Origin of the sequence: Rhodococcus (subgen. Prescottella) equi (genome assembly GCF_003013675.1) — a bacterium.
GTDB lineage: Bacteria > Actinomycetota > Actinomycetes > Mycobacteriales > Mycobacteriaceae > Prescottella > Prescottella equi.
Genome location: NZ_CP027793.1, coordinates 2,961,097 through 2,987,092 on the forward strand (window position 1 = coordinate 2,961,097; position 25,996 = coordinate 2,987,092).

Genomic DNA, 25,996 nt, shown 5'->3' on the forward strand with positions numbered 1-25,996 from the left:
GCGTCCCGGCCAGGAATGGGGCGAGGCGCCGTCCAACTCGTTTCCAGCAGATGGAGGCATGCCGTGCCTGATCTTCCCGGTACAGCGACGAACATATTGCACGCGTCCACCCACCAGACCGACGCCGGCGCCGACACCTCGTCCGCGTTGGTGGTGACGCTCCTGGTCGACTTGGACCTCAGCACCGTGGACACCTTCCGTCAGGCGTTCGCCCAGCTACTCGCAGGCGACGCTTCGCCGAACGCGGACCTTCTCGTCTTCGATCTCTCGCGGGTCGACTTCGTCAGCATCGACGGAGCCTCGGCACTTGTCGAGGCGAAGGACAGGGTGGTCGAAAGCGGCCTCGATTTCCGGCTCGTCACCGCGACACGGGGCGTTGAGCATGCTCTTGCGGCCACCGGCGCGCGGCAGATGTTCGAGCGCCACGCCACGGTCGGGTCTGCTCTCGATCGCGAGTCGAACCGGGCGGGCACGCCGGTCGCCGACCCCTCCTACTGACTGCCGCACCGGTGAACGGATCCCCAGATGACGGACGACACCACCGACACACTGAGTGAGCGTTTCGACGAGATCACCGGAGCACTCCAGGATCTGTCCGACGTCCTGGACGAATACGAGGACCTCGCAACGGTTCTGGAGCATGTCGTCGAAGGAGCGGTGAGGATCGTTCCCGGAGCCGACATGGCCGGAGTGACGCTCGTGTCCGACGAATCCGCGAAAACTGTGGCGGCAACGCATCCGCGAGTCCGCGAAGTGGACCAAGTCCAGTACATGAACGACGGCGGCCCCTGTTTGACGGCGTCTCGGGACGGCCGGAGCGTGGTGGTCGACGTCGACCAGGTTCGCTCACGGTGGCCCGCCCTCGAAGCCTCGGCCGCCGATCTCGGGATCAAGAGCTTCATCGCGCTGCCGTTGATGCTCTCGGATCGTATTCACGGCTCGTTCAACCTCTACAGCAGCGATCCCCGAGGCTTCCAGTCCCTGGACGAGTCACTACTCGAGCTGTTCACCACCGCCGCTGTCACCGCGCTGCAGCAGGCCGAACGGCACCGCCGCGCGCTGGCGTCGATCCGAAACCTCCAGACCGCGCTCACTTCTCGCGCAGAGATCGACCAAGCGATCGGTGTGGTCATGGCGTTGCACGGCCTGCCCGCCGCCGAGGCGTTCGACCGGCTGGTGTCCACGTCTCAGGACACGAACGTCAAGGTCAGAACTGTTGCGCGACAACTTCTCGACAAGGTCGCGGCGCAGAGGTGACCGGCGGATGACGGCGGCGCTGCACCCGCAGCGCCGCCGTCATCGTGTCGGACCGTGATCGTGGTCAGATGAGAATCGCGGCAAGGCCCACGGCCACGAACACCACCAATGCCACGGTGGCACAGAGAATCCCGCTGTATCCGAGCACGAGGGGCGGGAAGGCGGCAACCGCTCCCGAGCCGCAAGCGAGGGCCGCCGAGAAGCCGCGCCGTGACTGGCGGCCTCCCGGCTCGGGAAGACCGTTGCGGCCGGCGAGTCGATCGGAGTCGAGAATCATGCGTCCGCACCTACCGTCCTCGCATCGACGTTGCGCGCCTTCCGGAGCTCGGCCCACTGCGGCGGAACGATGACCGCACCGTTCGGCAGGTCGCTCTCCCTGACCAGCGAGATCAGGCTCGCGGCGGCGGATCCGACACTGACGTGATGATGCATGGCGACGTCGATCAACTCGTCGAATGCGGCGTCCTGGCTGCATCCGCGCGCGGCACTGATGACGGCCACCGCTTCGCGTTCGGGAGCGCAGCCCGGCACTTCCCCGCGGAGGGAACGATGTACTGAGAGGTGTTGGCGATTCATCACGAGACGACTCCGATACGTCGGAAGAAGAGCGGTCTCGCTGTCGACCCATCGCATTCTCGAACCGAGCGAGAATGAGGGACGAAGCCGACGCGAGCGGGGCTTCCAGCATCGGCTGTTTGTTCAACCGTGACCAAGAATACAGACTGGCCCCGCCGACGCGCAAGGGTCGGAGCCGAATACGTCCGTGACGGGGTCGTGAGAGATCAAGTCGAGTAGGACTCCGCCGGAAAGGGTATAACCGAGCAATGGCGAACCCCCGCAACGACAGCGACGCACTCGCAGAGAAGGTCTCCGATCTCGCTTCCGAGGCCGGCCGCAGTATCGCGACCGCCGAATCCCTGACCGGCGGGCAGATTTCGTGCCTGCTCGGCGCCGCTCCCGGATCGTCCGACTGGTTCCGTGGCGCCGTCGTCGCCTACGCGAGCGCCGTCAAACACGATCTGCTCGAGGTGCCGCCCGGCCCGGTCGTCTCGGAAGCCGCTGCCCGCAGCATGGCAGCGAAGACGGCGGAGCTCCTGGGCGCCGACACCGTCATCGCGGTGACAGGCGCCGCAGGACCCGACGGCCAGGACGGGCAGGAACCGGGGACCGTCTGGTTCGGGATCTTCGACCGCGGTTCCGTCCGTGCCTTCCAGAAGAAGTTCGAGGGCGAGCCGACGGAAGTCGTCGAGACGACCGCCCATCACGCCCTCGAACTCCTCACCGACTGCCTCGGCGGCGAATGAGCTGCCGAAGCGTCGAGCCGCGCGTCACCAACCTCAGGGTTCGAGGAGGACCTTCACCGCGCCGTCCTGCTTCTTCTGGAAGATCTCGTAGGCGCGGGGCGCTTCGTCGAGCGACAGCCGATGGGTGGCGAACGTGTCGACCCCGAGCGGGTCACCGTCCGTGAGCAGCGGAAGAATGTCGTCGGCCCAGCGCTTCACATTGGCCTGACCCATCCTGAACTGGATCTGCTTGTCGAACATCTTGAACATCGGCAGCGGGTCCAGAGCTCCCCCGTACACGCCGACGATCGAGACGGTGCCCCCGCGGCGCACGATGTCGATCGCTGCTTCGAGCGCCGCGAGACGGTCGATGCCCGCGTGGGTGAACAGCGGTCCGGCGACAGCATCCGGCATGAACGACGTCGCCTGCTGTACCAGCTTCGCACCCGGCGACCCGTGCGCTTCCATCCCGACGGCGTCGATCACGGCATCGGTGCCGCGCCCACCGGTCATGTCCCGGATCGTCGCCCCGATGTCGTCGTTCTCCCGCAGGTCGAGAACCTCGATGCCACGCGCCCGCAACCGCTCGAGCCGCTCCGGAACCAGGTCGACGCCGATCACCCGGACCCCCCGGTGTGCCGCGATCCGGGCGGCCATGTCGCCGATCGGCCCCAGCCCCAGCACCGTGAGCGATTCGCCCTCGCGGACGCCGGCGTACTCCACTGCCTGCCACGCGGTGGGCAACACGTCCGACAAATACACGAAACGGTCGTCCGGCGGGCCCTCCGGGACCTTGATGTGCGTGTACTGCGCCTGCGGAACACGTAGATACTGCGCCTGCGCCCCGGGGATACTGCCGTAAAGCTTCGAATACCCGAAGAGCGCGGCGCCGGTGCCTTCCGATCTGACTTGTGTTGTCTCACATTGCGTCTGCAACCCACCACCACACATCGCGCAGTGCCCACACGAAATCTGGAACGGAATCACCACGCGGTCCCCGACCGCGAGATCGCCCACATCGCTGCCGATCTCCCGGACGATACCCATCGGTTCGTGTCCGAGAATGTCGCCGGCGGTCATGAACGGCGACAGCAGTTCGTACAGGTGCAGATCGGACCCGCAGATGTTGGTCGTGGTCACCTCGATGATCGCATCGTTCGCTTCCTGGATACGCGGATCGGGAACCGTCTCCACCGATACGTTCCGCTTGCCTTGCCATGTCACCGCTTTCACCGCTACCTCCAGGTTGTGGGTCGTCTCCGCCCGACGCCTACCCAGTCGCGGACCGGCGCAAACGCCCCAGGATCGCCCGCCGGCAGCGAGCGGATCGAGGTGCGGTACGGCCCCCGCGAGAACGATCGCGTGCAAGAACGACCGGGGTGGACGACAATCGGAACTACATTCAGGGCCCGCACCGGTCCATTCCGGCGCGGAGCACCGACTCGACACCGGGGAGGCTCGAAATGAACACCAACGACCCTCGCGATCTCGCGCACACGACCCGGGAGCACCCCGGCGAAGCGATCGAAGACGCGCGCAACTGGCCCGGCTACGCCCTGATCGGCGTCGCCATAGTCACGCTGGGCCTTACACTCGTCGCAGCCGGATACGGGTTTGCGGGCTGGGCCTGGATCGCCGGAATCGTCTGCGTGGGCGCACTGCTGGCCGGCACCGCACTCGTTCTCGCCGAGCATCGGCGGGTGAAGCGACTGGACAACGCGTCGCTCACCGATCAGGTCGGCCACTGACCGACGTTTGATTCCTTCGACGATCGGGTACACAGCTGGCGGAACCTGTCGGCGGAAGGGAGTTCGCGTCATGTCGGACAAGGACGAGTCGGGGCCTGCGGAGGCTGTCAAAGGCGCCGTCGAAGGCGTGAAGGGTAAGGCCAAGGAGGCCGCCGGCGCGGTGACAGGTCAGGACGACCTGGTTCGGGAAGGCAAAGCGCAGCAGGACAAGGCATCCGCCGAGCGGGAAGCCGCCGAGAAGGAGGCCGAGGCGGAGAAGGCTCGCGGCAAGGCGGCAGCGAACGAGGCGCGCCAGCGCACGGAGCAGGACTCGTAGCAGATGACTTCGGACGCAGTGTTGCGGGGAACCGGTGAGCCGATTCGCCCGCGCAACGGGAAACCTGGCAAGTTCTGGCGTCTACCGGGGGTCTATCCGCCGCAGTCGGACACCTACCTTCTCGCACGTACGTTGCTCGGCGAGACGATCGAACCCGGTACCCGCGTGCTCGATATCGGCGCGGGTACCGGGTATCTATCGGTGTCAGCAGCGCTGGCCGGCTCGCGGAACGTGACCGCTGTCGATGTCGCGAAGCGGGCATTGCTGAACACCCGCCTGAACGCCACACTCAACGGCGTGCAGGTACGTACAGTCCACGGCGATCTGACGAATCCTCTGGGGGAGAACAACTTCGATCTCGTCGTCAGCAATCCGCCGTACGTCCCGGCAGCCGACGACACGTTGCCGACGGCGGGCCTGGCGCGATGCTGGGATGCCGGCCGAGACGGCCGCGCCCACCTGGATCGCATCTGTCGTGAAGCTCCGCGCATACTGGCGCCGGGCGGTGTGCTCCTATTGCTGCAATCGGCCCTGAGCAACATCGATGCGACACAACGAGAGCTCCAGCGCCAAGGCTTTTCGGCAGAGATCGTCTCCACCGCCCAGATCCCCTTCGGCCCCGTGCTCACCGAACGCGCGTCCCTGCTGCGGCAGCGCGGGCTACTGGCACCCGGAGAAGACCGTGAGAAGCTGGTCGTTTTCCGGGCAATCAAGCCTACGGGCGCAGCATGAGAGCCGATCGGCGCATACAGGTTTCGACGTCTCGCCAGGGACGGGCCGACAGCTCCTGCGGTAGCTAGGTTCCTCCAGGTGCGGCAGGGCGGGATGCCAGCACGATCTGTCGCTGGCAGCGTTGGGTCGGTTGTCCGCGGTCACCCGGCCATGACCGCATCGGCCGATCTGTGATCGAGCGATCCGCGAACGGCAATCGCGATGAGTGCGAGCCCGGCGAAGAGCACGCCCGACCAGATCATCCGATGCAGTAGCGCAGTCAGTTTCGTAGTGGTGAGGACGCCGGAGGCGAATCGCGGTCCGGCGCGGTCCGTTCGTGCGCTCCCCTGTCGCCTCGGCTGGTAGTCCTCCCCTGGCAGGATTGCGAATTGTGGAGTGCTGATGCAACGGAACCTCTGGGTCCACCTCGTCGGCGGAGGTCAGTTGCGGCATTGCTGCGGTACCACCTCACGGAACCAAGCCTCATCGTCTCAGCCGCGGATGGCTTCGAAGGTCCACACCGCGTCGGTGGGGGTCGGTGCGCTGCCGGCGCGATATCCGCCGTGGACGGCCACCTCGGCGAACCCTGCCTGGTACAGCATGGTCGTGAACTCGGCCAACCCGAACCAGAGCAATGAGAACACCTGCAGTTCGGTTCGGATCAGTACGCCGGCGTCCCAGCGTTCGTAGCGGAGCCAACTGGTAGATCGTTGGGCGATCGGATCTGCGGTCCTCTTCCAGGTGTCAAGAGTGATAAGGCTTCCTTCGTGCCACCAATGACGAACTGGATCGCGGTCGGGCTCGACGTGCACGGTCGGCGGCTCGATGTCGACGATGAGCCGTCCACGCGAGGCAAGGTTGCCGTGCATCGCTTCGAGCGCAGCCAGGGCGCTGTCGCGATCCGGCAGAAGAGCGAATGATCCGGTCGGGATCACGATCGCCTCGTACCTGCGCTCGTCGCAATAACGTGTCATCTCGCCCTCGACGACGTCGGGGACCAGATCATGGCGTGCACAGTTCGCCCGGCATTGGTCGAGCATCGCGGGCGAGTTGTCGTACCCGCGCACGGAGAATCCTTGTTCCAGAAGCGGGATGAGGATTCTTCCGGTTCCCACCGCAGGTTCGAGCACGGGGCCGGTCACGCCCTGCAGGCGGGACAGATAGAACTCGACGTCACCGAAGGACGTCCCGATCGGCTTGTCGAGTTCGTAAGCCAACGTGGCGAGTGGTCCGTATTCCCAGCCGGTCCCGTGCGTCTCCACCAAAGCCAACTCGCCTTCCGATCGAGGATGCTGCAACGCCTCTCAGGACGCTCCCGAGCACGCTACGGGCGAGCCGGGACTCTGCACCAATGGATTTCGAATCGCAACTCGTGTTCGACGATTCATCTCCTGGGTACAGCATCGCTGGACTCCAAGGTGAGCGCATGGCAAGGAACGACCAACGTTGGCACTGGGCTCCTGAGGAACTGGCGCTCGCCTCCGGCCCGGATGCAGGCTTCTGGATCGCTGATGGGTTGCGACGCGGTGCGTTCGATGTCGGAGGCCTCGTTCCGCCGGTGTTCGACGCGTTCGCACGTGTCTTCCATCCCGTTTACCTTCACGACGGCGACGACTGGACTCGAGTCAACTGGGGAACCATCGCCCAGCAACACGGCACGACCGCACACGCTGCAATGAGCTGGCAGGCCATAACCGGCACTCACCGTCCCGGCAATGATCCGGAAGAAGGCTCCCTGCCTCGACCGGAGGCAAGCGTCCTCGCGACGATCCTCCGCCATCACACCACCACACCGGACGAATGCTGGTTTGCAATCTGGGACGGGTACGGCGACGAAGGCAGACCCCCGGCTGGTATTGAACTCCTCGATGCGTCCCGGAACATGGTTGTCCTCCACGGGCCGATCACTGCAGCCGAGGCTCGTTTCGGCGCGGCCCCGCACCACTCGGGCGGCGGCTACAGCGCCAATCTATGGTGGCCAAACGATCACACGTGGTGCGTAGCAACCGATATCGACCACAAGTCGACGTACGTGGGCGGCAACTCCGCCTGCATCGATGCCATCCTCACCGATCCGCGTCTCGAAGCCTTCCCCGTTTCCGGAACCCAGTTCATCGGCTGGGCAGCCGACACCGTCAACCCCCATCCGCCATACGGGACATGACAGCCAACCAACTTTCCACAGTGCCGGAGAGGCTCGGCGGGCCCCACAGGTGTGTAGCCGGCCGAGCCGGCGGGCCCTCCAGGTCACCGTGCTGTATCGGACGGGACATGCCGTCAATCCAACTCCGGGCCGGCAGCACACGTGCCTTGTACGTTGAGGGAGTGAACTGGCTCCTGGTAGTGACACTGCTCCTGGTCACGGTGGGCGCGTACCTCGGGATCGGCGTACTGACAGCAATCGGGTAACGCCGACGTGGCGGTAGCGGCGTCCTCGCTGCCGGCTCGATCGTGCTCTTCCCCGCCTACTGGATCACCTGGTATCTGCGGGACACCAAACCCTTCACCCGCACGCCGCAACCATCCGGTGTGCGACAGTCGCAGAACGGGAAACCAGCGGCACGCCGACACGACGCCACACGGTTCCCGAGGTAGCGCCGCGAAGGCACTTGTCATCGCCGCAATCTGCCTCATCGGCGGGCTCACGTTCACCGGCTTGCCCATCTTCGAGACCTCGCTGTGGATCACCTATGCCGTAATGGTCATGGTCGAAATTGCTCTCGGCGTCGTCCTGTTCTTCTCCCGATGGACCAACAAACCCGCAGAAGTCGTCCTCGTGCTACTGGCACTGTTTCAAGCCGGACAGAGCTACTTCAACGAGCAGATGCGATACACCTCAGGTGATCCGGTCATCCCGATCGACAACTTCGGAGTCCTCTTTTGTGCGCTTTGGCGGCATATCTGATCGAGAAGGGCCAGCCCTGGCCTGTTCGACCCCACCCCTGACGGGGGTTCTGGCCCCACCTGGGATGCTCGCCCCTGCTCGGGGCGAGCTGCACCTGTACGACCTATACGCCATCCCATGGTGCATACGTTGAGCGCCTTGTAATCGACTCGGGGGTTCTATCGTTGCTGATTTCGGCTGGGCGTCCCCAGCATGTTCTGTGGCGTGACCAACGCGAAAATCACTCCTCCGCTGAGCAATTGAAAGAGTCGACGGCGTTTTCATGAGGCTTGTAGGTGTGCTCGCAGCCGATCATCCAGCAGAAGGCTCGATGTCGCCGACCAGCTCCGGCGATCGTCACTCATGCGACCCAAGCACCCACCCGCTTCCTCTTCTTCTGCAACATCGGATGGATTCGCGATTCGGGCGACGCCGTAGGGGGTGGCGACTCGACGACGGTCGTCTGCGACGGAGTACTCGGCAGCGCGAAGGAAGTCGTCGTCACAGACGAGGGCTGACCGCTCTATCCGGCACCGCTTCCGCAGGCGACCAGCGCCGCCCCCACCACTACGCCCAGCAACACCCGCCTACCGTTCATGCGTCGACTACCGCGAATGACGCCCAGCCGTTACACCTAAAAGCAGGGCAGTCGTCGCCACCCGCGAATTCGCGTTGTTGAAAGACGAATTGATTGTCGTGGGGCGGAGCCGTTCAGGCAGCGCCACCGCAGTGTCGTAGTCAGGTTCGCTGTCGTGCGGCTGGCGTCCTGAGCTTTCCAATAATTGCAGGCCCACCGGTCGCGAAGGTCGCTGTGCCCGCTGCAAGCAGAATCCCAATCACCGCGGCTCGGCGCGGAAGCCCTTGGCGAGCAGCGGCCGCTACCACTCCCGCGTCGACGACGTCCATCACGACACCGGCTTTCAGCGTTGCGCGTCGAACAGCATCGTCGGGGTGCAGGGCCGCCACCCCCAGGACGATGTCGCGGACTCCAAAGGCCTTGATCCAGATCCCCTTGTCCGGGCCGGGATACTCGACACCAAGCGCTCGGTGGACGCAGCCGGGAAAGAGCGCTGTTGTGGCACCCCAGACGATGCGCCCAAGACCTATGGCAGCGAGAACGTGACGTTCCGCTACATGAACACTTGTCACCTTGGCTGTCCTCCCAGTTGGTTCGGCGTGCTCCCGCTGCGAAGGCGGCCAGTGTGTCGCTCTATGGCTGTGCCGTGTTGCCCATCTCGACGTGATCGAGCCAGATTCGCTTCGTGAAGCCGCCCCGGGTCGTACGCTTCCGATCGGCCACCTTCTTCACCTCGGAATCCGCCATCCCGAGCTCCGCCATCAAGGCGGCGGCAACCTCGAGCAGGTCGGCCAACTCGTCGATTCGGTTCTCCGGCGACGCGTCCTGCAGTTCCTTGGCTTCCTCGACGACCTTGGTGAGCAGCGCCGCGAGGTAGTCCGAATCGTCGACTATGGGCCGCCAGTGCGGGCGGTCACCATTGGCAAGAATAACGTCCGGAATGTTGTCTCGAACGAGCTTTCGATGGAACTCTACCGCGCCGCTGCTTCCCATTCGCTGATTCAACCATCCAGGACGACGTGCAGCGCCCCCTGTTTCCGGGATTGAACGGCGCCTTGGCGAGGCTGGTTCGTTCATACAGCTGTAACCATTACCGCGAGGTGGTACTGATTCAGGAGTGGTATTGCCAGTCCGGCCGGCCCTCGGCGACGTGAGGTGTTCATCGACCGTCGAAGGCACTACCGGTTTCCAAGCCGTCCGCGGGATCGGTGAGCATGGCGCTCAGCGATACCCAGCGCGGACGAGCGGCGTCCGCGTCGACTTTGTCTACTAGGGCTGCTCACTCCCAGGTGATGTCGTCTCGGCCCGTCTCTTCGCGGAGCCGGCGATAGAGATCCGCGCCCACCTCTCGATGGCGCCGTGCGTGTGCGGGGTTATCCCAACCATCGATTGGGTCGTACTGCCGGTCCCACGAACGTTGCCATTCAATGAGGTCACGAATCAGATCGCGACAGCCCGAGCGGGTTGCGGCCCGGCCCGAGTAGGACGAAGTGGTCCGGCACGCGAAGATAGGTTCCCCATACTGGAAACGGCGCGCAGTAGTCGACCATTAATCGGATGCGGGAAATCACCGCTGACGACACTGCGCGAGTGTACCGGTTCACAGCGCCGGGCAGAGGGAACCCGTGCGCAGATCACAACGGACTGGGTTGCTTTCTCTGTGGCCGTTGATTCCGTTGCGCGTGGTCTGGTTCCTCGATGCTGGGCCAAGGATGATGGGCAGGTGCCGGATAGCGACGTGGAACCATATCTCGAAGCCGTCGTGGAGGCCGCCCGCGAGGTGTTGGGTACGGAATTCGTCGGGGCGTACGCGGCCGGGTCGCTGGCTCTGGACGCCTTCGACCCTGGCCGCAGCGACATCGACATCGCTCTGCTCTGCCGCAACCCCTTGAGAGAGGCTGTAAAGCGGGAGTTGATAGCCCGATTGCGGCACAGCGCCCTGCCGTGTCCGGCCCGGGGTTTGGAGCTGGTGGTCTACACCGTGGCTACAGCGCACTCGGGCACCGGGAAGCCGGGCTTCGAGCTCGAGCTGAACGACGGCCCAGACATGGCCTTCCGGCAGACCTTTCGACCTGCGGACCGTCCGGCGGCCGACGGGACGTTCTGGTACGGACTGGACCGCAGCATCCTGCACCAAAGCGGCCGGGTGTTGGCGGGACCGCCGGCCTCGGAGGCTTTCGCCGAACTACCACCGGACGAGCTGCGGAGCCTACTGATCGACTCGCTGCACTGGTGGATGGCGCTGTCCGGCCAATCCGACGACCGATCTGCAGCCGGAGCCGACGACGCGGTCCTGGGGGCCTGCCGCGCGCTGGTCCGATATCGCTACGGGAGGTGGCTTTCCAAAGCCGACGCCGGCCTTCGGCTACTCGGGGCCGGCAACCAGCCGACCGAGGCGATCGAGCAGTCCATCGCAGCACGCTGGGGTGGGCCCCCACCCTCGGGCCGGCAAGCACGGACCTTCCAGGAAGGCGTTCTGCACACGCTCCTGACTGAGACCTGACGGGCCATGCCGCCCGCCACGCATCCGAGTGTCTGCCCGGGCTGGCGCTGCGGGCGGTCACGCAGACCTGACCGAGCGATCGGCCCTCGGACCTGTGAAGTGCGCCAATCACTGTGCGGTCCCCACACTTCGATTCGTGATGTTGCGCGTCACAAACCCGCGGGACTGCCGCGGATCGGAGTGGTGGTTTCTAGGATTGTGTGATGCCGAAATGGTTCGACCTGTCTGCCGGCGACGAGACGCACCTGGAAACAGCCACCTTCGTCCGGCGCTTCTCGGTCGCACTGTCGGTCTCCGCGGAATCTGCATGGGCGGAACTGACCCGCGATAACGCGCTCGCTTGGTGCTCATCTGTCACCAGTTCCCGATACCTGACACCACGCCCGTTCGGTGTGGGCACGCGTCGTGAACTGTCGATGCGTCCATCCCCAGTGAAGGCCACAGAGGAGTACTTCCGGTGGGAGGAGACATCGCGAGTCCGGTATCGGAACACCTTCTACGTCAGTAGATTCACCGTCGCCGGTCTGCGGCTTTTCGTGGAGGACATACTCGTCGAGCAGATTGCATCCGGCTCGCGACTGACTTGGACGTTCGCGATCGAACCGGCTCGCACACTGCGCGTGCCGCTGCGACGTGGTGCACCGGCCGTTACCGCGGCGCTACAGCGCGTCGTGACGGAGACCGCTGACCACCTCGGGCGCGCGACCGAAACCACGCCCATTGACACCTGAGCTGCGCGATCGACCGAGAGCCGGGCTTCGGATCGCCACTACCTGCCTGGTAGAGGTCACTTCCGTTGGCTGCGACATCCAAGGAAATCCCCTTGCAGCGCAGGCAGAGTGGTTCTTCGTTCGCGTTCAACACAGGGATGGAGTGTTCGTGCCCGTGCCCGTGCCCGCGCCAACTTGCCGACATCGCTTGCGTAGGGGCCGTTCCGTCCGTACACAATTCACGGGACCAAGGCCGGCCCAGCGAGGAGAACTACGAAAGGCAACAAACTGCGGCGGGAAGGCCCGGTACGAATAGCAGCGGGATGTGCGGATGAGGGACCGGCTGCCAGTCGGCCGTGCCTACGCCTTGCCAGGTTCGTAGTTCACCCAGTCTCCGTAGTGGGTGAACACGACCCAGGATGCTCCATCGTGTTCCCTTGTCCGTTCTGTCCGGATGCACACGCAGCGACCGTGACTCCGAACCTGATCGGCCGGCTGATCGGGGCAGCACATCTGACGGGTCCGATAGGGGCCGATCTCTCGTTCGTCGACGTCGAGATAGCTCCCCGTAAGGTTTCCACCCTCGAAGGTGCACCGCATGTGACGATCCTAACGGCGGGCCACGAAGTACGTCCGCTTCCCCACCTGGCTGACTGCTGGGCCGCACGCCTGCCCGCGCCCGGATTGCCCAGCGGTTGCGGCCGCTCGAGGCGATGGTGAACATGCACCGCGACACTCCGACGAGTGCCGATCTCGACGCACCTCGCCGACCAGCAGGGCACGACGCAGGCCGAACATGCCGATCGTGGTCGACCGTCTTCTGCTCGAGCTCGCCGAACCACAGTGCGAACACTCCGGCCAGTACGAACATGTTCGTTACGAACATGTTCGTGTAACGTGGTCGGTATGGAGAAGGCAGTTTCGATCCGTAGCCGACGCGAACGACCCGCCAAGCCGGCGTTATCCCGCGAAGGGATCATCGGCGCAACCATCGAGATCATGCGCGCCGAGGGCCTCGAGAAGGCCACTCTGCGTCGCGTGGCACAGGCGCTCGACACCGGCGCATCCTCGCTGTACGTCTACGTGGCCAACACCACCGAACTCCACAACGCGGTACTGGACGAACTCATCGGGTCACTGGAGGTAGGCGCAGACGGGAACTGGCAGACACGGCTCGAGAATCTACTGGCGGACTACACCGACGTGCTGTTCACATATCCCGGTCTGGCGCGATCGGCAGTTGCACTCCGCCCGGCAGGACCGAGCTCACTTCGATTGTTCGACCGGGTCCTCGGGTTGCTCCTAGGAGGCGGTATCGAGCCCGCCCGCGCTTCATGGGGTGCCGATCTCCTACTGCAGTACGTCACCGCGACTGCCGCCGAGCACAGCACTCCGGCGCCCACCAACCGCGACCATCTCGGCGAGAACGAAGCCAAATCAATGCATCTCACGTCAGCGATCCGATCTGCCGACCCACAAGCCCTCCCCCATCTCACTGCACACGCGGGTTCGATCCTCGGCGGCACACCAGCCGAACGCATTTCGTGGTCCATCCGGGCACTCCTCACCGGAATCTCCGCCACACCAACACCAGACACACACCACGATGCGCCCTGACCACAGCGGGCCTCACCAAGGAGCACCATGCCCAAGCACTACCCCATCGCGATTATCGGCGGCGGTCTCGGCGGCCTGGTAGCCGCTCGTGTCCTCCACAGCCACGGCATCGAATCCGCCGTGTTCGAACTCGAACCGACCCGTGACGCCCGCGTCCAGGGCGGCATGCTCGACATCCACCACTACAACGGCCAGAAGGCCATCCACGCCGCGGATCTGTGGGCACCCTTCGCCGCACTGGTCCGCCCCGGCGGCGAAGCAATGCGCATAGTCGACCACACCGGCGCGATCCTCCGCGACGAAGCAGACGACGGAACCCTCACGCGGCCTGAAGTCGACCGCGGCCAACTCCGTGACATGCTCATCGATTCACTACCCGACGACACCATCCGCTGGGGTCACAAAGCCATCCACATCCACGCGGACGCAGGCACAACCGGCCGCCACGAAGTGACATTCACGAATGGTGAAACCATCACCACCGACCTCCTCATCGGAGCCGACGGCGCGTGGTCGAGAGTGCGGTCACTGATCTCCGACGCCACACCCGCGTACACAGGAATCTCGTTCGTCGAAGCAGACCTGTTCGACGCCGACGAACGACGCCCCGCCCAGGCCGAGATCATGGGCGGTGGAATGCTGTTCGCATTCCGCGGAAACACAGGAATCCTGGGTCATCGTGAAACCGACGGCAGCCTGCACAGTTACCTCGGCATCCGCATCGACGAAGACTGGATCGACACGATCGACTTCTCCGACACCGCCACCGCCCAACAAACCATCCTCGACCTGCTCGACGGCTGGAACGACGCGCTCCGCGGTCTGGTCACCAACTCCGATACCGGCCTGACCCCGCGCCGCGTCAACGCCCTCCCCGTCGGACACTCATGGCCGCGCGTCCCCGGGGTCACACTCCTCGGCGATGCCGCGCACGTAATGTCGCCTTTCGCCGGAGAGGGCGCCAACCTTGCAATGTACGACGGGGCACTGCTCGCACTTGCCATCGTTGACCACCCTGGCGACACCGAGACCGCACTCGCCGCCTACGAAGCCGAACTGTTTCCTCGCGCCACCGAGGCGGCCGCCGAATCCGCGCAGAGCCTCGACATCCTCTTCAGCGCGGCGTCACCGCAAGGTCTTGTGGACATGTTCGCCGCTCACGACTCCGAGAGTGGCCGCGCCGGCGAAATATAGCAGCGCGGCATACCCGTGGAACGCAGCGGAGAACACGCCATAGTGCCCGAAGCGCGGAGCGACACCCCAGCCTCCGGTCCGCCTCCTCGGGCGACTCTCAAGACGGGGTTCGCGACAACAGGGATGGCCCCGAAGCGATTTCGGCGCCGCATAGCCGCTCCCTGAGGATGACCGGAGAGGTGCGTGGAGGGAGCCTGCGTCGGCGCCGGGAGAGGATCGGACTCCGATCGGTCCACCGGGCGGCGCTTCTGCCGCTGGACGGTGAAATGGTCCCGGAGCTGTCGAACCCGAGGGGGATCAGGACGCCCACGGCGGGGTTATGGTTCCGCGGTCCGCAGTGATGGCCGTCATGCCCACCGATGTCGTCACCCACAACGAGGCGACACTGCCGTTGGGGTTGTCGAGCTGAACAGTCGCGGACTCCGGAACGAACACGACATCTCCCACCGAGAGTTCAAATCGGCTGTCGTCCAGCGTGATCACAGGTGTTCCATCAAGCACGAGAAGGACCTCCTCATGCGAAACCGTGTGCGATGCGCCAGCACTTCCCGGCACGAGATCCGTCCGCCAAGCGCACAGCTGTCGACTGCCGCGAGAGGGCGCCACATAGGAGTGGAATTTCGCGCCGTGCATTTGGTGGGTGTCGTGATCGCCGCTTCGTCGAATCGGCATGTCGATCCCCTTTCGTCAGTTTTACTGTCTTTATTGGACAGGTAGGCTGACGACATGTCAAGGGACGAACCGCGCGCCGATCTGCTGATACTGCTGATGCGAAGCTCATCCGCACTGGCAGAGCGGATCAATGCCGCCGTGGTCGCGGCGGGGCATTCGTCGCTACGCCCGGCGCATGGCTTGTTGTTTCGCAGAGTGGCCGGCGACGGGGCCACCGTCAGCGAAATAGCGGCCTACCTGGGTATCACGAAACAGTCCGCAGCTGTGATGGTCGACGAGTTGGTCGCGTCGGGGTATGTGAGCAAACACCCCCACCGAAGCGATCGCCGTTCGCAGCTCGTACGGCTCACCTCCGCCGGTGTCGATGTGACCGCTGCGGCTACTGACGCAGCCCTCCGCTGCTGGGAAGCAGCGAGCACGACGATCGGCGCCGACACAATGGCATCGCTGGTGGTCGCACTCGAGGAGATCGGGAAACACGGAACGCCCCGGCCGGTCTGGTGACCGAATAGTCGGGCGACAGCGCTTGCGCTGTGTATTGGGGGCCCGCGTCTCGTCTCAACTTCGCGCTGCGGCACTCCGGCGTCGGTTCTCCTTCTCGATGGCATCGACAAGCTCCCCCTTGTTCATCGTCGACCGGCCGTGGATATCGAGTTTCCGAGCGATGTCGTAGAGGTGACGTCTGCTGGCGTTGGCGTCGACGCCCTCAGCGGTGCGGCCGGAGGCCTGCGGGCCTCCGCTGCGCGCCCGTGCGTCCGACGGCCCCTTCTCGGCCTTCGGCTCCCAGTGGTCGCCGACCTTCTCGAAGCTGTGCTTGAGCGCCGCGTACGCGACCCTGTGTGCTCGCTCACCTTCGCCGTACTCTTCGACCGCCGAGTCGTGCGCCTTGGCGAAGGTCCGTTGCGCCTTCGCGGGCGAGCGCAGCAGTGTTTCCGGCAGCTCCTGCTTCTTCGGCTGTCCGGTCTTGGTCGTCTTCGGCATCACTGCACCTTCTCTCGCCTGTCTCGTCCGGCACGGCCTAGGCCAACGCCGGTGCAATCTCCCGCACGTAGAAATCGAAGAACCCGTCGACATCCGGTCCCGCGTTGACGAGGGCGAGATGATCGAAGCCGGCTTCGCCGTACTCGCGAATGCGCTCCAGATGACCTTCCGGATCGGGCCCGTAGCCGAAGCTCTCGGCCGTGTCCGATTCCCGGACAACGGATGCGGCGGCCTCGAAATTGACCGGATTCGGCAACTCGGCCTGCACTTTCCACCCGGTAGCCGAGAAGCGAAACAGCTTGTGCGCAGACTGCAGGGCCGCGTCCTCCGTCGGCGCCCAGGACAGCGGGACCTCGGCGTATCGCCGTCCCGCTCCCCCCTCCTTCTCGTACTGGGCGATCAGATCCGGGTCGGGCTCGGTCGCGAACAATCCGTCGCCGAGATCGGCCGCGATCTTCGCCGCCGGCGCTCCCGATCCCGCCACGATGATCGGAGGCAGTTGCTCCGGCAAGTCGAACACACGCGCGTCCTCGAGCTCGAGGTGTCGACCGCTGTAGCTGTGATAGCCGCCGCTCCACAGCAAACGGATGATTTCGATCGACTCGCGCAGCATCGCCGAACGGGTCGACGCCGGTGGCCACCCGCGGGCCACGACGTGCTCGTTCAGTCGTTCCCCGGTTCCCAGCCCCAGCACGAATCTGCCGTCGGACAGGAGTGCTGTCGTGGCCGCCGCTTGCGCGATGATCGCCGGGTGGTAGCGGACGAAGGGACACGTCACCCCGGTGGCCAGTTCGAGGGTCGACGTCTTCGCGGCGATGGATCCGAGGATCGACCACGCGAAACCGGAGTGGTTCTGATCGTGCAGCCAGGGGTGGAAGTGATCGCTGATCTCGACGAAGTCGAAACCCGCCTCCTCTGCCCGAACCGCCTGCCGCACGAGCTCGGCGGGCGAGTACGCCTCCGCGAACAATTTGTATCCGATCTTCACAACGCCTCCGTCGATGCCGTATCCGTCACCCGGTCCTGAAAATCGACTACCCCGCAGCCGAGCGCTCGAAACCGGCTCCGCGTGGGGTGCCGCCGGTGCCGATATTGCGTTCGCGTCACGATCGGCGACGGCCACGCCGGTCGAGGATTCCTCCGCGCCGCGGCGGGTATCTCGGCAACGTCCGAACTACCGCGTCCCGAAGGAAGTGACATGTTCACCCACAACAAGGATCTCCAGTTCGAAGTCCGGATCGACAGGCCCGACCCACAGTTCGCGACGCTGCTGCAGGAACAGTTCGGCGGCGCCAACGGTGAACTCAAGGCCGCCATGCAGTACTTCACGCAGGCATTCGTCCTGCGGCGCAAGAACCCGAAGATGTACGACCTGTTCATGGATATCGCCACCGAGGAGTTCAGCCATCTCGAGATCGTCGGCTCGATGATCACGATGCTTCTGGACGGTCTCAACGACGACCTCAAGCAGGCGAACGAGCGCTGCGACTGGATGCCGGTCGTCGCGACGGCCGACGGCCGGGAACAGGCGATCCACCAGGTCGCGGTGAACCCGACCTATCTGAGCCTCACCGGCGGCGGCCCCGACGTCGTGAATTCGGCGGGCACCCCGTGGTCGGGAACCTTCGTCAACTCCAATGGGGATCCGTCGGTGGATCTGCGGAGCAATCTTGCGGCGGAGTCGCGGGCGAAGATCGTCTACGAGTACCTCAAGCAGTTCACGGACGATCCGGGTGCGCAGGACACCCTGACGTTCCTGATGACGCGGGAAGTGGCGCACTACCAGCAGTTCACCGCCGCCCTCAACGAACTGCCCGTCAACTTCCCGCCCGGCCAACTGCCCGGCGACGATCGCTTCCAGAACGTCGCGTTCAACATGTCCAACGGTGGATCGGTCCGCGGGCCGTGGAACGAAGGCCAAGGCCCGTGGCCCGAGGGCACGGAGTGGCGCTACGTCGAGGCTCCTGCCGACCAGTGGCTGCGCAGTGAGGACAGCACCAACCGGGGCGAGACCGAGAGCCCCGAAGGCGGCCCTGCGGTTCACGGCACCAAGCCGTTCACGCACGAGCAGCACGTCCCCGCGAACTGACCTCACGACCGACAGATGCGCGACGAAGGGATGCTCCCCGCGATCGGCGGGGAGCATCCCTTCGTCGTGGTGAGCTGTCCCGGTCAGCTCGGCGGCGTCTCGGGCGGATGGTGCCGACCGCGTCCGCTGAGCACGTCGCGAACCTTGTCCACCGCCGCAGCCATGGCGCCGGTGGTCTTGAGAACAGCCGGCCGCGGTGGTGTGTTCGGGTGAGGACGTGTCGGAGCACGCTTACGGGCCGCCTCCAGTCGGTTCCCTGCGTCCTCGAGGTCCGAGGCGGGAACGGCCTCCGTCACGAGTGGCCACACCTGATTCTGTTCGTACTCGATGTGCTCCCTTGCCGCGGCGAGAAACTCGCGCAGAGCCGACTCGTAGTCCTCGTCCCCCGCGGACCCGTGCTCGATGGTGTCGAGCAACTTCTCTCCGTCCATCTCCTGGCCGATCGCCGTGTCCGCCAGCTCGTCGCCCCCCGGGACCGCGTCGCGGACGATGGGCCAGAAGATCTCCTGTTCGATGGCCTCGTGACGAGACTCCGCGATCACGAGATTCGCGACCATGTCGTCCCGGCCGGGTGATCCCGGGCCCGACCCTTCGAGCACCTCCAGCATGCCGAGAACGCTCTCGTGCTCGGCGCGCAGAAACGTCAACGCATTCACCACACCCATCACCTCCGATTCCAGGGCTGTCTGTGGGACATAACCGATCAGGGGCGTCCTCAAACACGCTGCCGGCAGTGGACAGGATCCGGCGAGGCGTGCACGGTGGGACCAGGACCTTCCGACCGAAGGAGAACTGCAATGTCCGAACGTGATTCGCTGCAGGATCCCACCACGCGCTTTCCGATCCCCGACCTCGAGGGCCAGAAACCGATCGCGCACCCGGGCCTCACCCAGGAGATGACTACCCGCCCCGACCACGGCGAGCAGGACTACCGCGGAGCCGGCCGTCTGGCACAGCGCCGGGCGCTCGTCACCGGCGGTGACTCGGGGATCGGAAGGGCCGTGGCCGTAGCGTTCGCGCGAGAGGGGGCCGACGTCGCCGTCAGTTACCTTCCGGAGGAGGAGCCGGACGCTCGGGAGACCATGCGTTTGATCGAGGATGCGGGTCGACGCGCGCTCGCCCTCCCCGGCGACATCCGCTCCGAGGAACACTGTCGCGCCCTGGTGGAGTCCACGGTGGAATCCTTCGGAGGACTGGACATCCTCGTCAACAACGCGGCGTACCAGATGGCGACGCCGGGCGGGATCGCGGACATCTCGACCGAACAGTTCGACCGCGTGATGAAGACCAATCTCTACGCGCTGTTCTGGTTGTGCAAGTTCGCCGTCGCGGTCATGCCGGCCGGCTCCACGATCATCAACACATCCTCCATCCAGGGCACCAACCCATCACCCTCCCTGATGGACTACGCCACCACCAAAGCCGGGATCGTGGACTTCACCAAGGCGTTGGCCGACGACGTGGCAAGCAGGGGGATTCGGGTCAATGCCGTTGCACCGGGGCCGATCTGGACACCGCTCATCCCGGCCACGATGCCACCCGAGCAGTACCGCGAGTTCGGCAAGGACGTCCCGCTCGGCAGGCCGGGGCAGCCCGCCGAACTCGCGCCCGCGTACGTGTTCTTCGCCTCGCCCGAATCCAGCTACATCACTGGTGAAGTCCTCGGAATCACCGGTGGCACACCGTTCACATAGTTCCACGCGATCGGTGTACCGCGGTCAGTGCGAGGGACGAGGGGTCCCCGGCCCGGTATCGCCACCGAACGGATGGCGCAGGCTCCGCGGGTGTTCCGATTGCTGCGTCGTCTCCGTGCGGGGGGCCTCGGCGCGGGTGGTGGGCGAGACAGCCGCATCACCGGCCGGCACCGCCGCGGCGTCCCTGCGCTCCAACTCGTGGCGGGCGTAACGGGCCTTGCGCGAGGTCCGCCGCGCACCGGCGAGCAGCAGCGCGAGTCCCAGCATGCCCGCGGCGCCGACGACCAGTCCCGCCAGGAAGAGCGTTCCGGTGGACCCGGTCACGTGGACACCGAACACCGTGAAGTCGTCCTGGAGTTCGTGTGCGGTGCCGGTGTTGTTCACGACGCCGGCCACCCCGATCGCGACGGCGGCGATCAGGAGGATCAGTCCGATGATGATCATGTGTTCTCCTCGGTCGTTGCGCGGCTGCCCTGGGCCGCCGCGAATTTCAAGCCGTAGTGGTTGAGGGTCGGAGGCAGGTCCCCGCCCGGTTGCAGTCGTGGTGCACTCACCTGTTCGATCCGGTCGAATGCCGTCACGACCGCGGACAGCACCGTGCTGGATACGAACAGGGCGACGTTGCGTCCGGGGCATTCGGCGGGGCCACCGCTGAAAGGCAGCAGCGTGTGCAAGCCGTCGGCACGCCCGTCGATCCAGATGTCGGGGGTGAACGCGTTGGCGAAGTCGAAGCGGTCCCGGTCGCGGTGCAGCGGCGGGGTGAGGATGATGAACATGCTTCCCTCGGGCACCGTGGCCCTCGCGCCACCCGGGGTCCGCCACACGGTGGGCCGAGTCGAATCCCGCAGAATTGCCGGCGTCGTCGGCCACAAGCGAAGCGACTCCAGAATGCAGGCCCGGTGGATCGGCAGGGTGGCCGCGTTCCCGACGGGTCGCTCCGACGCCTCCCGACGAACCTCGGCGAGCCGGTCGGGGTGCGCGGCAAGGAGTGCGAGCGCACGCAGGGTCGCCATCCCGGCCGCGTCGAATGCGAAGAGCCAGTGCGGGATCTGCCCCACCGGATCGACGGCCGGAGCCGTCTCCACCGACGCGAGCGCGTGGACGAGGGTGCCCGGCTCGGCACGGTCGGCGTAGTCGTAGAGACTCTCGAAGAACCGATCCCGCAGGCGTCGGCGCGGCGGAGTGAGGTACGACCAGTTGCCGTTGGCGCGGAGCTTCCACAGCCGATCGGTGACGTCCGTGTCGTCCCGCGCACTTTCCCCCAGTGTCACCTGGCGAGCGATTCTCCACCAGACCCGGGTGAAGTCGGCCGCCGTGAACGCGCCGGTCTCCCCCACCTGCTGCGCGAAGATGGAAATCTCCCGGTCGATCGTCCGGGCCATGCTGTCGGACGCACCGTGCAGCGGCTTCGGGGTCTCCAGTGCCGCCTCGTTGACCACGCGCCGTCGCGCGCGGATATCGCCCTGCGAGATGAGGACCCCATGCGGCTGGAACGCCCCCAGCGCCGCCCGCTTCTCTCGATTCGCCGGCGTGAACGGGTCCGGGCTGTCGTCGAGCACCCGCGCGACGTCGTCGGGGTCCAGCAGCAGGACCACCCGGCGGCCCGGCAAGCGGAATTCGATCGGACCACGACCGAATTCGTCACGCAGCCGTCGGAACATCTCGATCGACAACGCGTCGGCCCGTGCCTTCTCGAGTAGCGGCATGACCAGATGCCGCCGGGCGATGATGCCGGAGGCGACCGACGGCAGTCCCAGTGCGGTGACCGCTCCGATCGCCCGGAGCCCGGCGACGACCGGAATCGCGGAAGATCCCTCGTCGGTCGTGGCACCGACCGGCTCGCCCGGCGCTGGGAAGTGGGACGTCATTCGGAAGACCTACCCGTACCGCCGAAATGCAAACGTCGCGGGGTGACAGCAGCGTGCATGGACGGTGCCTTCTGGGTTGTCTCTGCGAGGGTTTCGAATCCTCACGGGGCGGGAACCTTCCCACATGATCAGACGCAGACATCGGGCGCCCCCCGAGCCGGACGACGACACCGAAGGTGCCGAGGGGTCGCCCGACGTCCGATATCCGCAACCGAGCCCCCTCGAACCGTGGTGGCGGCGCGTGATGGCGCAGGGCAAGGCGGCCGACGACCGCCCCGAACACGGCGACGGACGCCGCTGAGCCGGCCTGGCCGACGCCTGTCCACGCCGAAGGTGTAGCCACGCGGACTGCTGGGTATGCGACAGCCAGGCAGCACACGCATTGGAGGGAGACGACCATGGCACGCTCGTCGATCAAGGATGAGAAGCAGTACGAGAAGCTCCGGGAGAAGGGCGCGTCCAAGGAGAAGGCCGCCCGAATCGCGAATGCGAGCGCTGACCGTGGGCGTTCGGACGTGGGCCGCAAGGGTGGCAAGTCGCAGTCCTACGAGGACTGGACCGTCGACGAACTGAAGAAGCGCGCCAAGGAGATCGGCCTGTCGGGCTACAGCTCCAAGCGCAAGGCCGATCTCATCTCCGAACTGCGTAACCACTGAGCCCGTGAACGACCCCTCGCTGTGGCTCGACCGCCCCCGCCCCGCATCGAGTCCGCCCCTTCCGGACGGCAGCCGGTTCGACACGGTGGTGGTCGGTGCAGGATTGACCGGATTGTGTACCGCGTTCGAACTCTCCCGGGCGGGGGCCACGGTGGCGGTCCTCGAGGGCCGCCGTGCGGGTTCGGTGACGACGGGTCGCACGACGGGGAAGATCTCGCTTTTGCAGGGCACGAAGCTGTCGCAGATCGCCGAGCGTTACCCCACGGACGTCGTACGCGCCTACGTCGAGGCCAACCGGGACGGCCGACGGCGGCTTCTGGACCTGTGCCGCAGTTTCGAGGTGCCGGTGCAGAGGGAAACGGCGTACACCTACGCCACATCGTCCGAGGGCGCGACGGCGCTCGCCGCCGAGTTCGATGCCGCAACCGAAGCCGGCCTCGACGTCGGTTGGGACGAAGCGGCTGAGTTGCCGTTCCCGGTGACCGGCGCGATCGGGCTTGCCGATCAGGCGCAGTTCGATCCCGTCGACCTCGTGACCGCGCTCGTGCGCGAGCTGCGCGGGCGTGGCGTCCCCGTCGTCGAGAACACTCGCGTGCGGTCGGTCGGGCGGACGCCGGGCGGCCTCGCCGTCCGCCACGACGGTGGGGGCGAGCTCGTGGCCGACCGGGTGGTCCTCGCGACCGGAACACCCGTCCTCGACCGCGGGTCCTTCTTCGCCAGACTCGAACCGCAAAGGTCGTACTGCATCGCGGTCGCCGGTACGGACCAGCCGCCCCGAGGGATGTACCTGTCCGCCGACTCCCCTACGCGGTCGCTACGCTACGCGCCCAACCCGGACGGCGATCTGCTGATCGTCGGCGGCAACGGGCACACCGTCGGTCGCGGCGGACCGACGCAGCCGCGTGTCGCGGATCTGATCGACTGGACCCGTCGCCACTTTCCCGGCGGGGAGGTCACCCATACGTGGTCGGCTCAGGACTACCACTCGGCCGATCAGTTGCCGGTGGTCGGCGGATTGCTCCCCACCGACGATCGGATCCTGATCGCCAGCGGGTACGACAAGTGGGGTATGACGAACGCCGTCGCCGCCGCGGCCGTGATCGCCGCGCGAATCGACGGCGAGCCGCCGGCGTGGGCGGCGACCTTCGACCCGTGGGCACTGAGTCGCGCACCCCGAAGCGCTCTGCCCACTCTCGAACTCAACGCCGGCGTGGCGGTCGAGATGGTGAAGGGATGGGTGGGGCCCGTCGTCGGATTCCGCTCGTCGTCGCCTGCGGAGGGCGAGGGCAGGGTCCAACCCGGGGTTCCGGTTCCTCGAGCCGTGTGCACGGTCGACGGGCGGACCCACCGGGTGTCGGCAGTGTGTCCCCATCTCGGGGGCATCGTCCGGTGGAACGACAGCGAACGCAGCTGGGACTGTCCGCTGCACGGCTCCCGCTTCGCCGCGGACGGCCGGGTCCTCGAAGGGCCCGCCACGCGAGGTCTGAGTGCGTCGGATTGCGTTTCCGACCGACGGGGTACGTGAGGGTCATGGACCAGTCACGGGCGCCTCTGCTGGAGGCCTTGCAGGAGTACCACCGATTGGACCGTTACGGCTTCTCGCCGCCCGGGCACCGCCAGGGCCGCGGCGCCGACGCGCGGGTTCGCGACGTGTTGGGCGACGAGCCGTTTCGCGCGGACGTCCTGGCGTCCGGAGGCCTCGACGATCGCCTGTCGTCGGCGGGCTATCTGTCGAACGCCGAGAAGCTGATGGCAGAGGCGGTCGGCGCGGACCAGGCCTTCTTTTCCACCTGCGGCAGTTCGCTGTCGGTCAAGGCGGCGATGATGGCGGTTGCGGGAGACGATCCGGGCGGCCTCCTCGTCGCCCGCGACTCTCACAAGTCGATCGTCGCCGGACTGGTCTTCAGCGGCGTCACGCCCCGCTGGATCACCCCGAGGTGGGACGAGGAGATGCATTTCTCCCATCCGCCCTCCCCCGAGCAGGTCCGTTCCGCGTGGGAGAAGCACCCCGACGCGGCAGGAGCGCTGATCGTCAGCCCGAGCCCGTACGGCACGTGTGCCGACATCGCGGGCATCGCCGATGTGTGCCACGAGCGCGGCAAGCCGCTCATCGTCGACGAGGCATGGGGCGCACACCTGCCGTTCCACGAAGACCTACCCACCTGGGCGATGGACGCCGGCGCCGATGTCTGCGTGGTCAGCGTCCACAAGATGGGAGCCGGTTTCGAACAGGGCTCGGTCTACCACGTACAGGGCGACCTCGTAGAGGGCCGGTACCTGGCGCAGTGCGCCGACCTGCTGATGACCACCAGCCCGAACGTGATGCTGTACTCGGCCATGGACGGCTGGCGGCGGCAGATGGTCGAGCACGGCCACGACCTGCTCGGACGCGCGCTCACACGGGCCGCGCGCGCCCGCGAGCAAATCAACGGCATCGACGGTCTCACCGTGCTCGAGGACCGCCTGCTGGGTGAGGAGGCCTCACACGATCTGGACCGGCTCCAGGTTCTCGTCGACGTGAGCGACCTCGGTGTGTCCGGATACCAGTGCACCGATTGGCTGCGCGAACACTGTCACATCGATCTCGGCATGACCGACCATCGGCGAATCCTCGCCACGATGTCCCTCGCCGACGACGACGCCACCGTCGATCGCCTGGTCGACGCCCTCCGGGCCGTCGCCCGTGCGGCGGAGTCGTTCCCGGCGCCCCACGAGATTCGCCTTCCGAGTCCCGACGAACTCCAACTCGAGTCGGTGCTCTCCCCACGGGACGCCTTCTTCGGAGACATCGAGATGGTGGATGCCGGCGACGCCGACGGCAGGATCGCCGCCGAACAGATCACGCCGTATCCCCCGGGCATCCCCGCAGTGGTGCCGGGCGAGCGTCTCGACCGAGCGGTGATCGACTACCTCCGCAGCGGCGTCGCTGCGGGCATGAACATCCCGGACGCCTCCGACACCTCGCTGGAGAAGTTCCGGGTGGTGAAAGAGCACTGAGCGGCGAATCCGCTGGACTTCGTTTGAGCCACAGCGGAGCCGGGCACCCACTACACACAGACCGGAAAGGTTCGAGATGACCGACGAGACCCACCGCCCCGCACCGAAGGACGACGTCCACGCCGACCCCCCGGGTCCGGCCGATCACGGTCGCGACGGCGGAATGGCAACCCGCGAGAACGCGCCGGACGTCGTGCGCCAGTCCGACAAGGACGAGGACGACAGCTGAGCACCTCGGA

At 66.0% G+C, this 25,996-nt stretch carries 31 protein-coding genes; 20 read left to right on the top strand and 11 right to left on the bottom strand.

Going from position 1 to position 25,996, the window contains the following annotated elements; genetic code table 11:
- Positions 1-63: 63 nt before the first annotated feature.
- Positions 64-498 (top strand): STAS domain-containing protein, encoded by a 435-nt coding sequence (locus tag C7H75_RS13855; protein WP_232244741.1) that lies wholly within the window; start codon positions 64-66, stop codon positions 496-498.
- A 27-nt stretch (positions 499-525) separates the two neighbouring features.
- Positions 526-1,257, top strand: a complete 732-nt coding sequence (locus C7H75_RS13860; protein ID WP_106851469.1) for a GAF and ANTAR domain-containing protein — start codon at positions 526-528, stop codon at positions 1,255-1,257.
- A gap of 64 nt (positions 1,258-1,321) precedes the next feature.
- Here C7H75_RS13860 and C7H75_RS13865 read toward each other — a convergent pair whose 3' ends face one another.
- Entirely contained in the window at positions 1,322-1,534 is a 213-nt protein-coding gene (locus tag C7H75_RS13865) for a hypothetical protein (RefSeq protein WP_106851470.1), read from the bottom strand.
- Positions 1,531-1,758, bottom strand: coding sequence for an ANTAR domain-containing protein (locus tag C7H75_RS13870; protein ID WP_044991144.1), 228 nt, complete (start codon positions 1,756-1,758; stop codon positions 1,531-1,533). The genes C7H75_RS13865 and C7H75_RS13870 overlap by 4 nt, the downstream gene beginning before the upstream one ends.
- Before the next feature lie 323 nt (positions 1,759-2,081).
- Between C7H75_RS13870 and C7H75_RS13875 the strand changes: the two genes are divergently transcribed.
- Positions 2,082-2,561, top strand: coding sequence for a CinA family protein (locus tag C7H75_RS13875; RefSeq protein ID WP_022596315.1), 480 nt, complete (start codon positions 2,082-2,084; stop codon positions 2,559-2,561).
- Between the two features lie 33 nt (positions 2,562-2,594).
- Here C7H75_RS13875 and C7H75_RS13880 read toward each other — a convergent pair whose 3' ends face one another.
- Positions 2,595-3,773 carry a zinc-dependent alcohol dehydrogenase gene (locus tag C7H75_RS13880; protein WP_022596317.1) on the bottom strand — a complete coding sequence of 393 codons (1,179 nt, stop codon included), beginning with the start codon at positions 3,771-3,773 and terminating at the stop codon, positions 2,595-2,597.
- Between the two features lie 230 nt (positions 3,774-4,003).
- Between C7H75_RS13880 and C7H75_RS13885 the strand changes: the two genes are divergently transcribed.
- The 3 genes from C7H75_RS13885 (at position 4,004) to C7H75_RS13895 (ending at position 5,336) form a co-directional block, all read left to right on the top strand.
- Positions 4,004-4,288, top strand: coding sequence for a hypothetical protein (locus C7H75_RS13885; RefSeq protein WP_005512762.1), 285 nt, complete (start codon positions 4,004-4,006; stop codon positions 4,286-4,288).
- Positions 4,289-4,358: 70 nt separating this feature from the next.
- Complete coding sequence (mbp1, locus tag C7H75_RS13890; protein WP_022596322.1) at positions 4,359-4,604, top strand: microaggregate-binding protein 1; 246 nt, start codon at positions 4,359-4,361, stop codon at positions 4,602-4,604.
- A 3-nt stretch (positions 4,605-4,607) separates the two neighbouring features.
- Positions 4,608-5,336: a HemK2/MTQ2 family protein methyltransferase gene (locus tag C7H75_RS13895; protein ID WP_022596324.1), complete on the top strand. Its 729-nt coding sequence runs from the start codon at positions 4,608-4,610 to the stop codon at positions 5,334-5,336.
- A gap of 470 nt (positions 5,337-5,806) precedes the next feature.
- Here the strand turns inward: C7H75_RS13895 and C7H75_RS13900 are convergent, their stop codons facing one another.
- The gene (locus C7H75_RS13900) at positions 5,807-6,457 is read right to left on the bottom strand and encodes a class I SAM-dependent methyltransferase (protein ID WP_232244742.1); all 651 of its coding nucleotides are present in this window, start codon (positions 6,455-6,457) and stop codon (positions 5,807-5,809) included.
- A 284-nt stretch (positions 6,458-6,741) separates the two neighbouring features.
- On the opposite strand from C7H75_RS13900, the gene C7H75_RS13905 reads away from it, so the two are divergent.
- Together C7H75_RS13905 and C7H75_RS13910 are read left to right on the top strand one after the other, a co-directional pair.
- Positions 6,742-7,479 (top strand): hypothetical protein, encoded by a 738-nt coding sequence (locus tag C7H75_RS13905; protein WP_044991145.1) that lies wholly within the window; start codon positions 6,742-6,744, stop codon positions 7,477-7,479.
- Between the two features lie 492 nt (positions 7,480-7,971).
- Positions 7,972-8,220: a hypothetical protein gene (locus tag C7H75_RS13910; RefSeq protein ID WP_044991102.1), complete on the top strand. Its 249-nt coding sequence runs from the start codon at positions 7,972-7,974 to the stop codon at positions 8,218-8,220.
- A 1,189-nt stretch (positions 8,221-9,409) separates the two neighbouring features.
- Here the strand turns inward: C7H75_RS13910 and C7H75_RS13920 are convergent.
- On the bottom strand, positions 9,410-9,769 hold the full coding sequence (locus C7H75_RS13920; protein WP_022596331.1) for a nucleoside triphosphate pyrophosphohydrolase: 360 nt from the start codon (positions 9,767-9,769) through the stop codon (positions 9,410-9,412).
- Between the two features lie 745 nt (positions 9,770-10,514).
- Between C7H75_RS13920 and C7H75_RS13925 the strand changes: the two genes are divergently transcribed.
- The 4 genes from C7H75_RS13925 to C7H75_RS13940 all read left to right on the top strand — a co-directional run bounded on the left by C7H75_RS13925 (position 10,515) and on the right by C7H75_RS13940 (position 14,800).
- Entirely contained in the window at positions 10,515-11,279 is a 765-nt protein-coding gene (locus tag C7H75_RS13925; protein WP_080668412.1) for a nucleotidyltransferase domain-containing protein, read from the top strand.
- A gap of 203 nt (positions 11,280-11,482) precedes the next feature.
- Entirely contained in the window at positions 11,483-12,010 is a 528-nt protein-coding gene (locus tag C7H75_RS13930) for an SRPBCC family protein (RefSeq protein WP_022596334.1), read from the top strand.
- An 885-nt stretch (positions 12,011-12,895) separates the two neighbouring features.
- Complete coding sequence (locus C7H75_RS13935) at positions 12,896-13,606, top strand: TetR/AcrR family transcriptional regulator (RefSeq protein WP_022596338.1); 711 nt, start codon at positions 12,896-12,898, stop codon at positions 13,604-13,606.
- A 27-nt stretch (positions 13,607-13,633) separates the two neighbouring features.
- The gene (locus C7H75_RS13940; protein WP_022596341.1) at positions 13,634-14,800 is read left to right on the top strand and encodes an FAD-dependent oxidoreductase; all 1,167 of its coding nucleotides are present in this window, start codon (positions 13,634-13,636) and stop codon (positions 14,798-14,800) included.
- 297 nt (positions 14,801-15,097) lie between these two features.
- Here C7H75_RS13940 and C7H75_RS13945 read toward each other — a convergent pair whose 3' ends face one another.
- Positions 15,098-15,472 carry a cupin domain-containing protein gene (locus tag C7H75_RS13945; RefSeq protein WP_064066899.1) on the bottom strand — a complete coding sequence of 125 codons (375 nt, stop codon included), beginning with the start codon at positions 15,470-15,472 and terminating at the stop codon, positions 15,098-15,100.
- A 54-nt stretch (positions 15,473-15,526) separates the two neighbouring features.
- On the opposite strand from C7H75_RS13945, the gene C7H75_RS13950 reads away from it, so the two are divergent.
- Positions 15,527-15,976, top strand: coding sequence for a MarR family winged helix-turn-helix transcriptional regulator (locus C7H75_RS13950; protein ID WP_013416243.1), 450 nt, complete (start codon positions 15,527-15,529; stop codon positions 15,974-15,976).
- A 54-nt stretch (positions 15,977-16,030) separates the two neighbouring features.
- Here C7H75_RS13950 and C7H75_RS13955 read toward each other — a convergent pair whose 3' ends face one another.
- Positions 16,031-16,453, bottom strand: a complete 423-nt coding sequence (locus C7H75_RS13955; protein ID WP_013416244.1) for a ChaB family protein — start codon at positions 16,451-16,453, stop codon at positions 16,031-16,033.
- Positions 16,454-16,490: 37 nt separating this feature from the next.
- Positions 16,491-17,441, bottom strand: a complete 951-nt coding sequence (locus tag C7H75_RS13960) for a TIGR03557 family F420-dependent LLM class oxidoreductase (protein WP_022596346.1) — start codon at positions 17,439-17,441, stop codon at positions 16,491-16,493.
- A gap of 210 nt (positions 17,442-17,651) precedes the next feature.
- On the opposite strand from C7H75_RS13960, the gene C7H75_RS13965 reads away from it, so the two are divergent.
- On the top strand, positions 17,652-18,542 hold the full coding sequence (locus C7H75_RS13965) for a manganese catalase family protein (RefSeq protein ID WP_013416246.1): 891 nt from the start codon (positions 17,652-17,654) through the stop codon (positions 18,540-18,542).
- 83 nt (positions 18,543-18,625) lie between these two features.
- Here C7H75_RS13965 and C7H75_RS13970 read toward each other — a convergent pair whose 3' ends face one another.
- Positions 18,626-19,198: a hemerythrin domain-containing protein gene (locus C7H75_RS13970; RefSeq protein WP_044991147.1), complete on the bottom strand. Its 573-nt coding sequence runs from the start codon at positions 19,196-19,198 to the stop codon at positions 18,626-18,628.
- Between the two features lie 141 nt (positions 19,199-19,339).
- Here C7H75_RS13970 and C7H75_RS13975 point away from each other — a divergent pair, with 141 nt between their 5' ends.
- Positions 19,340-20,236, top strand: coding sequence for an SDR family oxidoreductase (locus tag C7H75_RS13975; protein WP_022596350.1), 897 nt, complete (start codon positions 19,340-19,342; stop codon positions 20,234-20,236).
- A gap of 24 nt (positions 20,237-20,260) precedes the next feature.
- Here the strand turns inward: C7H75_RS13975 and C7H75_RS13980 are convergent, their stop codons facing one another.
- Positions 20,261-20,680: a hypothetical protein gene (locus tag C7H75_RS13980; protein ID WP_022596353.1), complete on the bottom strand. Its 420-nt coding sequence runs from the start codon at positions 20,678-20,680 to the stop codon at positions 20,261-20,263.
- Positions 20,677-22,104 (bottom strand): cytochrome P450, encoded by a 1,428-nt coding sequence (locus tag C7H75_RS13985; RefSeq protein ID WP_022596355.1) that lies wholly within the window; start codon positions 22,102-22,104, stop codon positions 20,677-20,679. Before C7H75_RS13985 ends, C7H75_RS13980 begins: the two co-directional genes overlap by 4 nt.
- A 124-nt stretch (positions 22,105-22,228) precedes the next feature.
- On the opposite strand from C7H75_RS13985, the gene C7H75_RS25975 reads away from it, so the two are divergent.
- The 5 genes from C7H75_RS25975 to C7H75_RS25980 all read left to right on the top strand — a co-directional run bounded on the left by C7H75_RS25975 (position 22,229) and on the right by C7H75_RS25980 (position 25,986).
- Positions 22,229-22,405, top strand: a complete 177-nt coding sequence (locus C7H75_RS25975) for a hypothetical protein (RefSeq protein ID WP_005512735.1) — start codon at positions 22,229-22,231, stop codon at positions 22,403-22,405.
- Between the two features lie 97 nt (positions 22,406-22,502).
- Positions 22,503-22,760, top strand: coding sequence for a DUF7218 family protein (locus C7H75_RS13990; protein WP_005512734.1), 258 nt, complete (start codon positions 22,503-22,505; stop codon positions 22,758-22,760).
- Between the two features lie 4 nt (positions 22,761-22,764).
- On the top strand, positions 22,765-24,285 hold the full coding sequence (locus tag C7H75_RS13995) for an FAD-dependent oxidoreductase (RefSeq protein ID WP_022596357.1): 1,521 nt from the start codon (positions 22,765-22,767) through the stop codon (positions 24,283-24,285).
- Positions 24,286-24,290: 5 nt separating this feature from the next.
- Positions 24,291-25,757, top strand: coding sequence for an aminotransferase class I/II-fold pyridoxal phosphate-dependent enzyme (locus tag C7H75_RS14000; protein ID WP_106851472.1), 1,467 nt, complete (start codon positions 24,291-24,293; stop codon positions 25,755-25,757).
- A 76-nt stretch (positions 25,758-25,833) separates the two neighbouring features.
- Positions 25,834-25,986: a hypothetical protein gene (locus C7H75_RS25980; protein WP_013416254.1), complete on the top strand. Its 153-nt coding sequence runs from the start codon at positions 25,834-25,836 to the stop codon at positions 25,984-25,986.
- Positions 25,987-25,996: the final 10 nt, after the last annotated feature.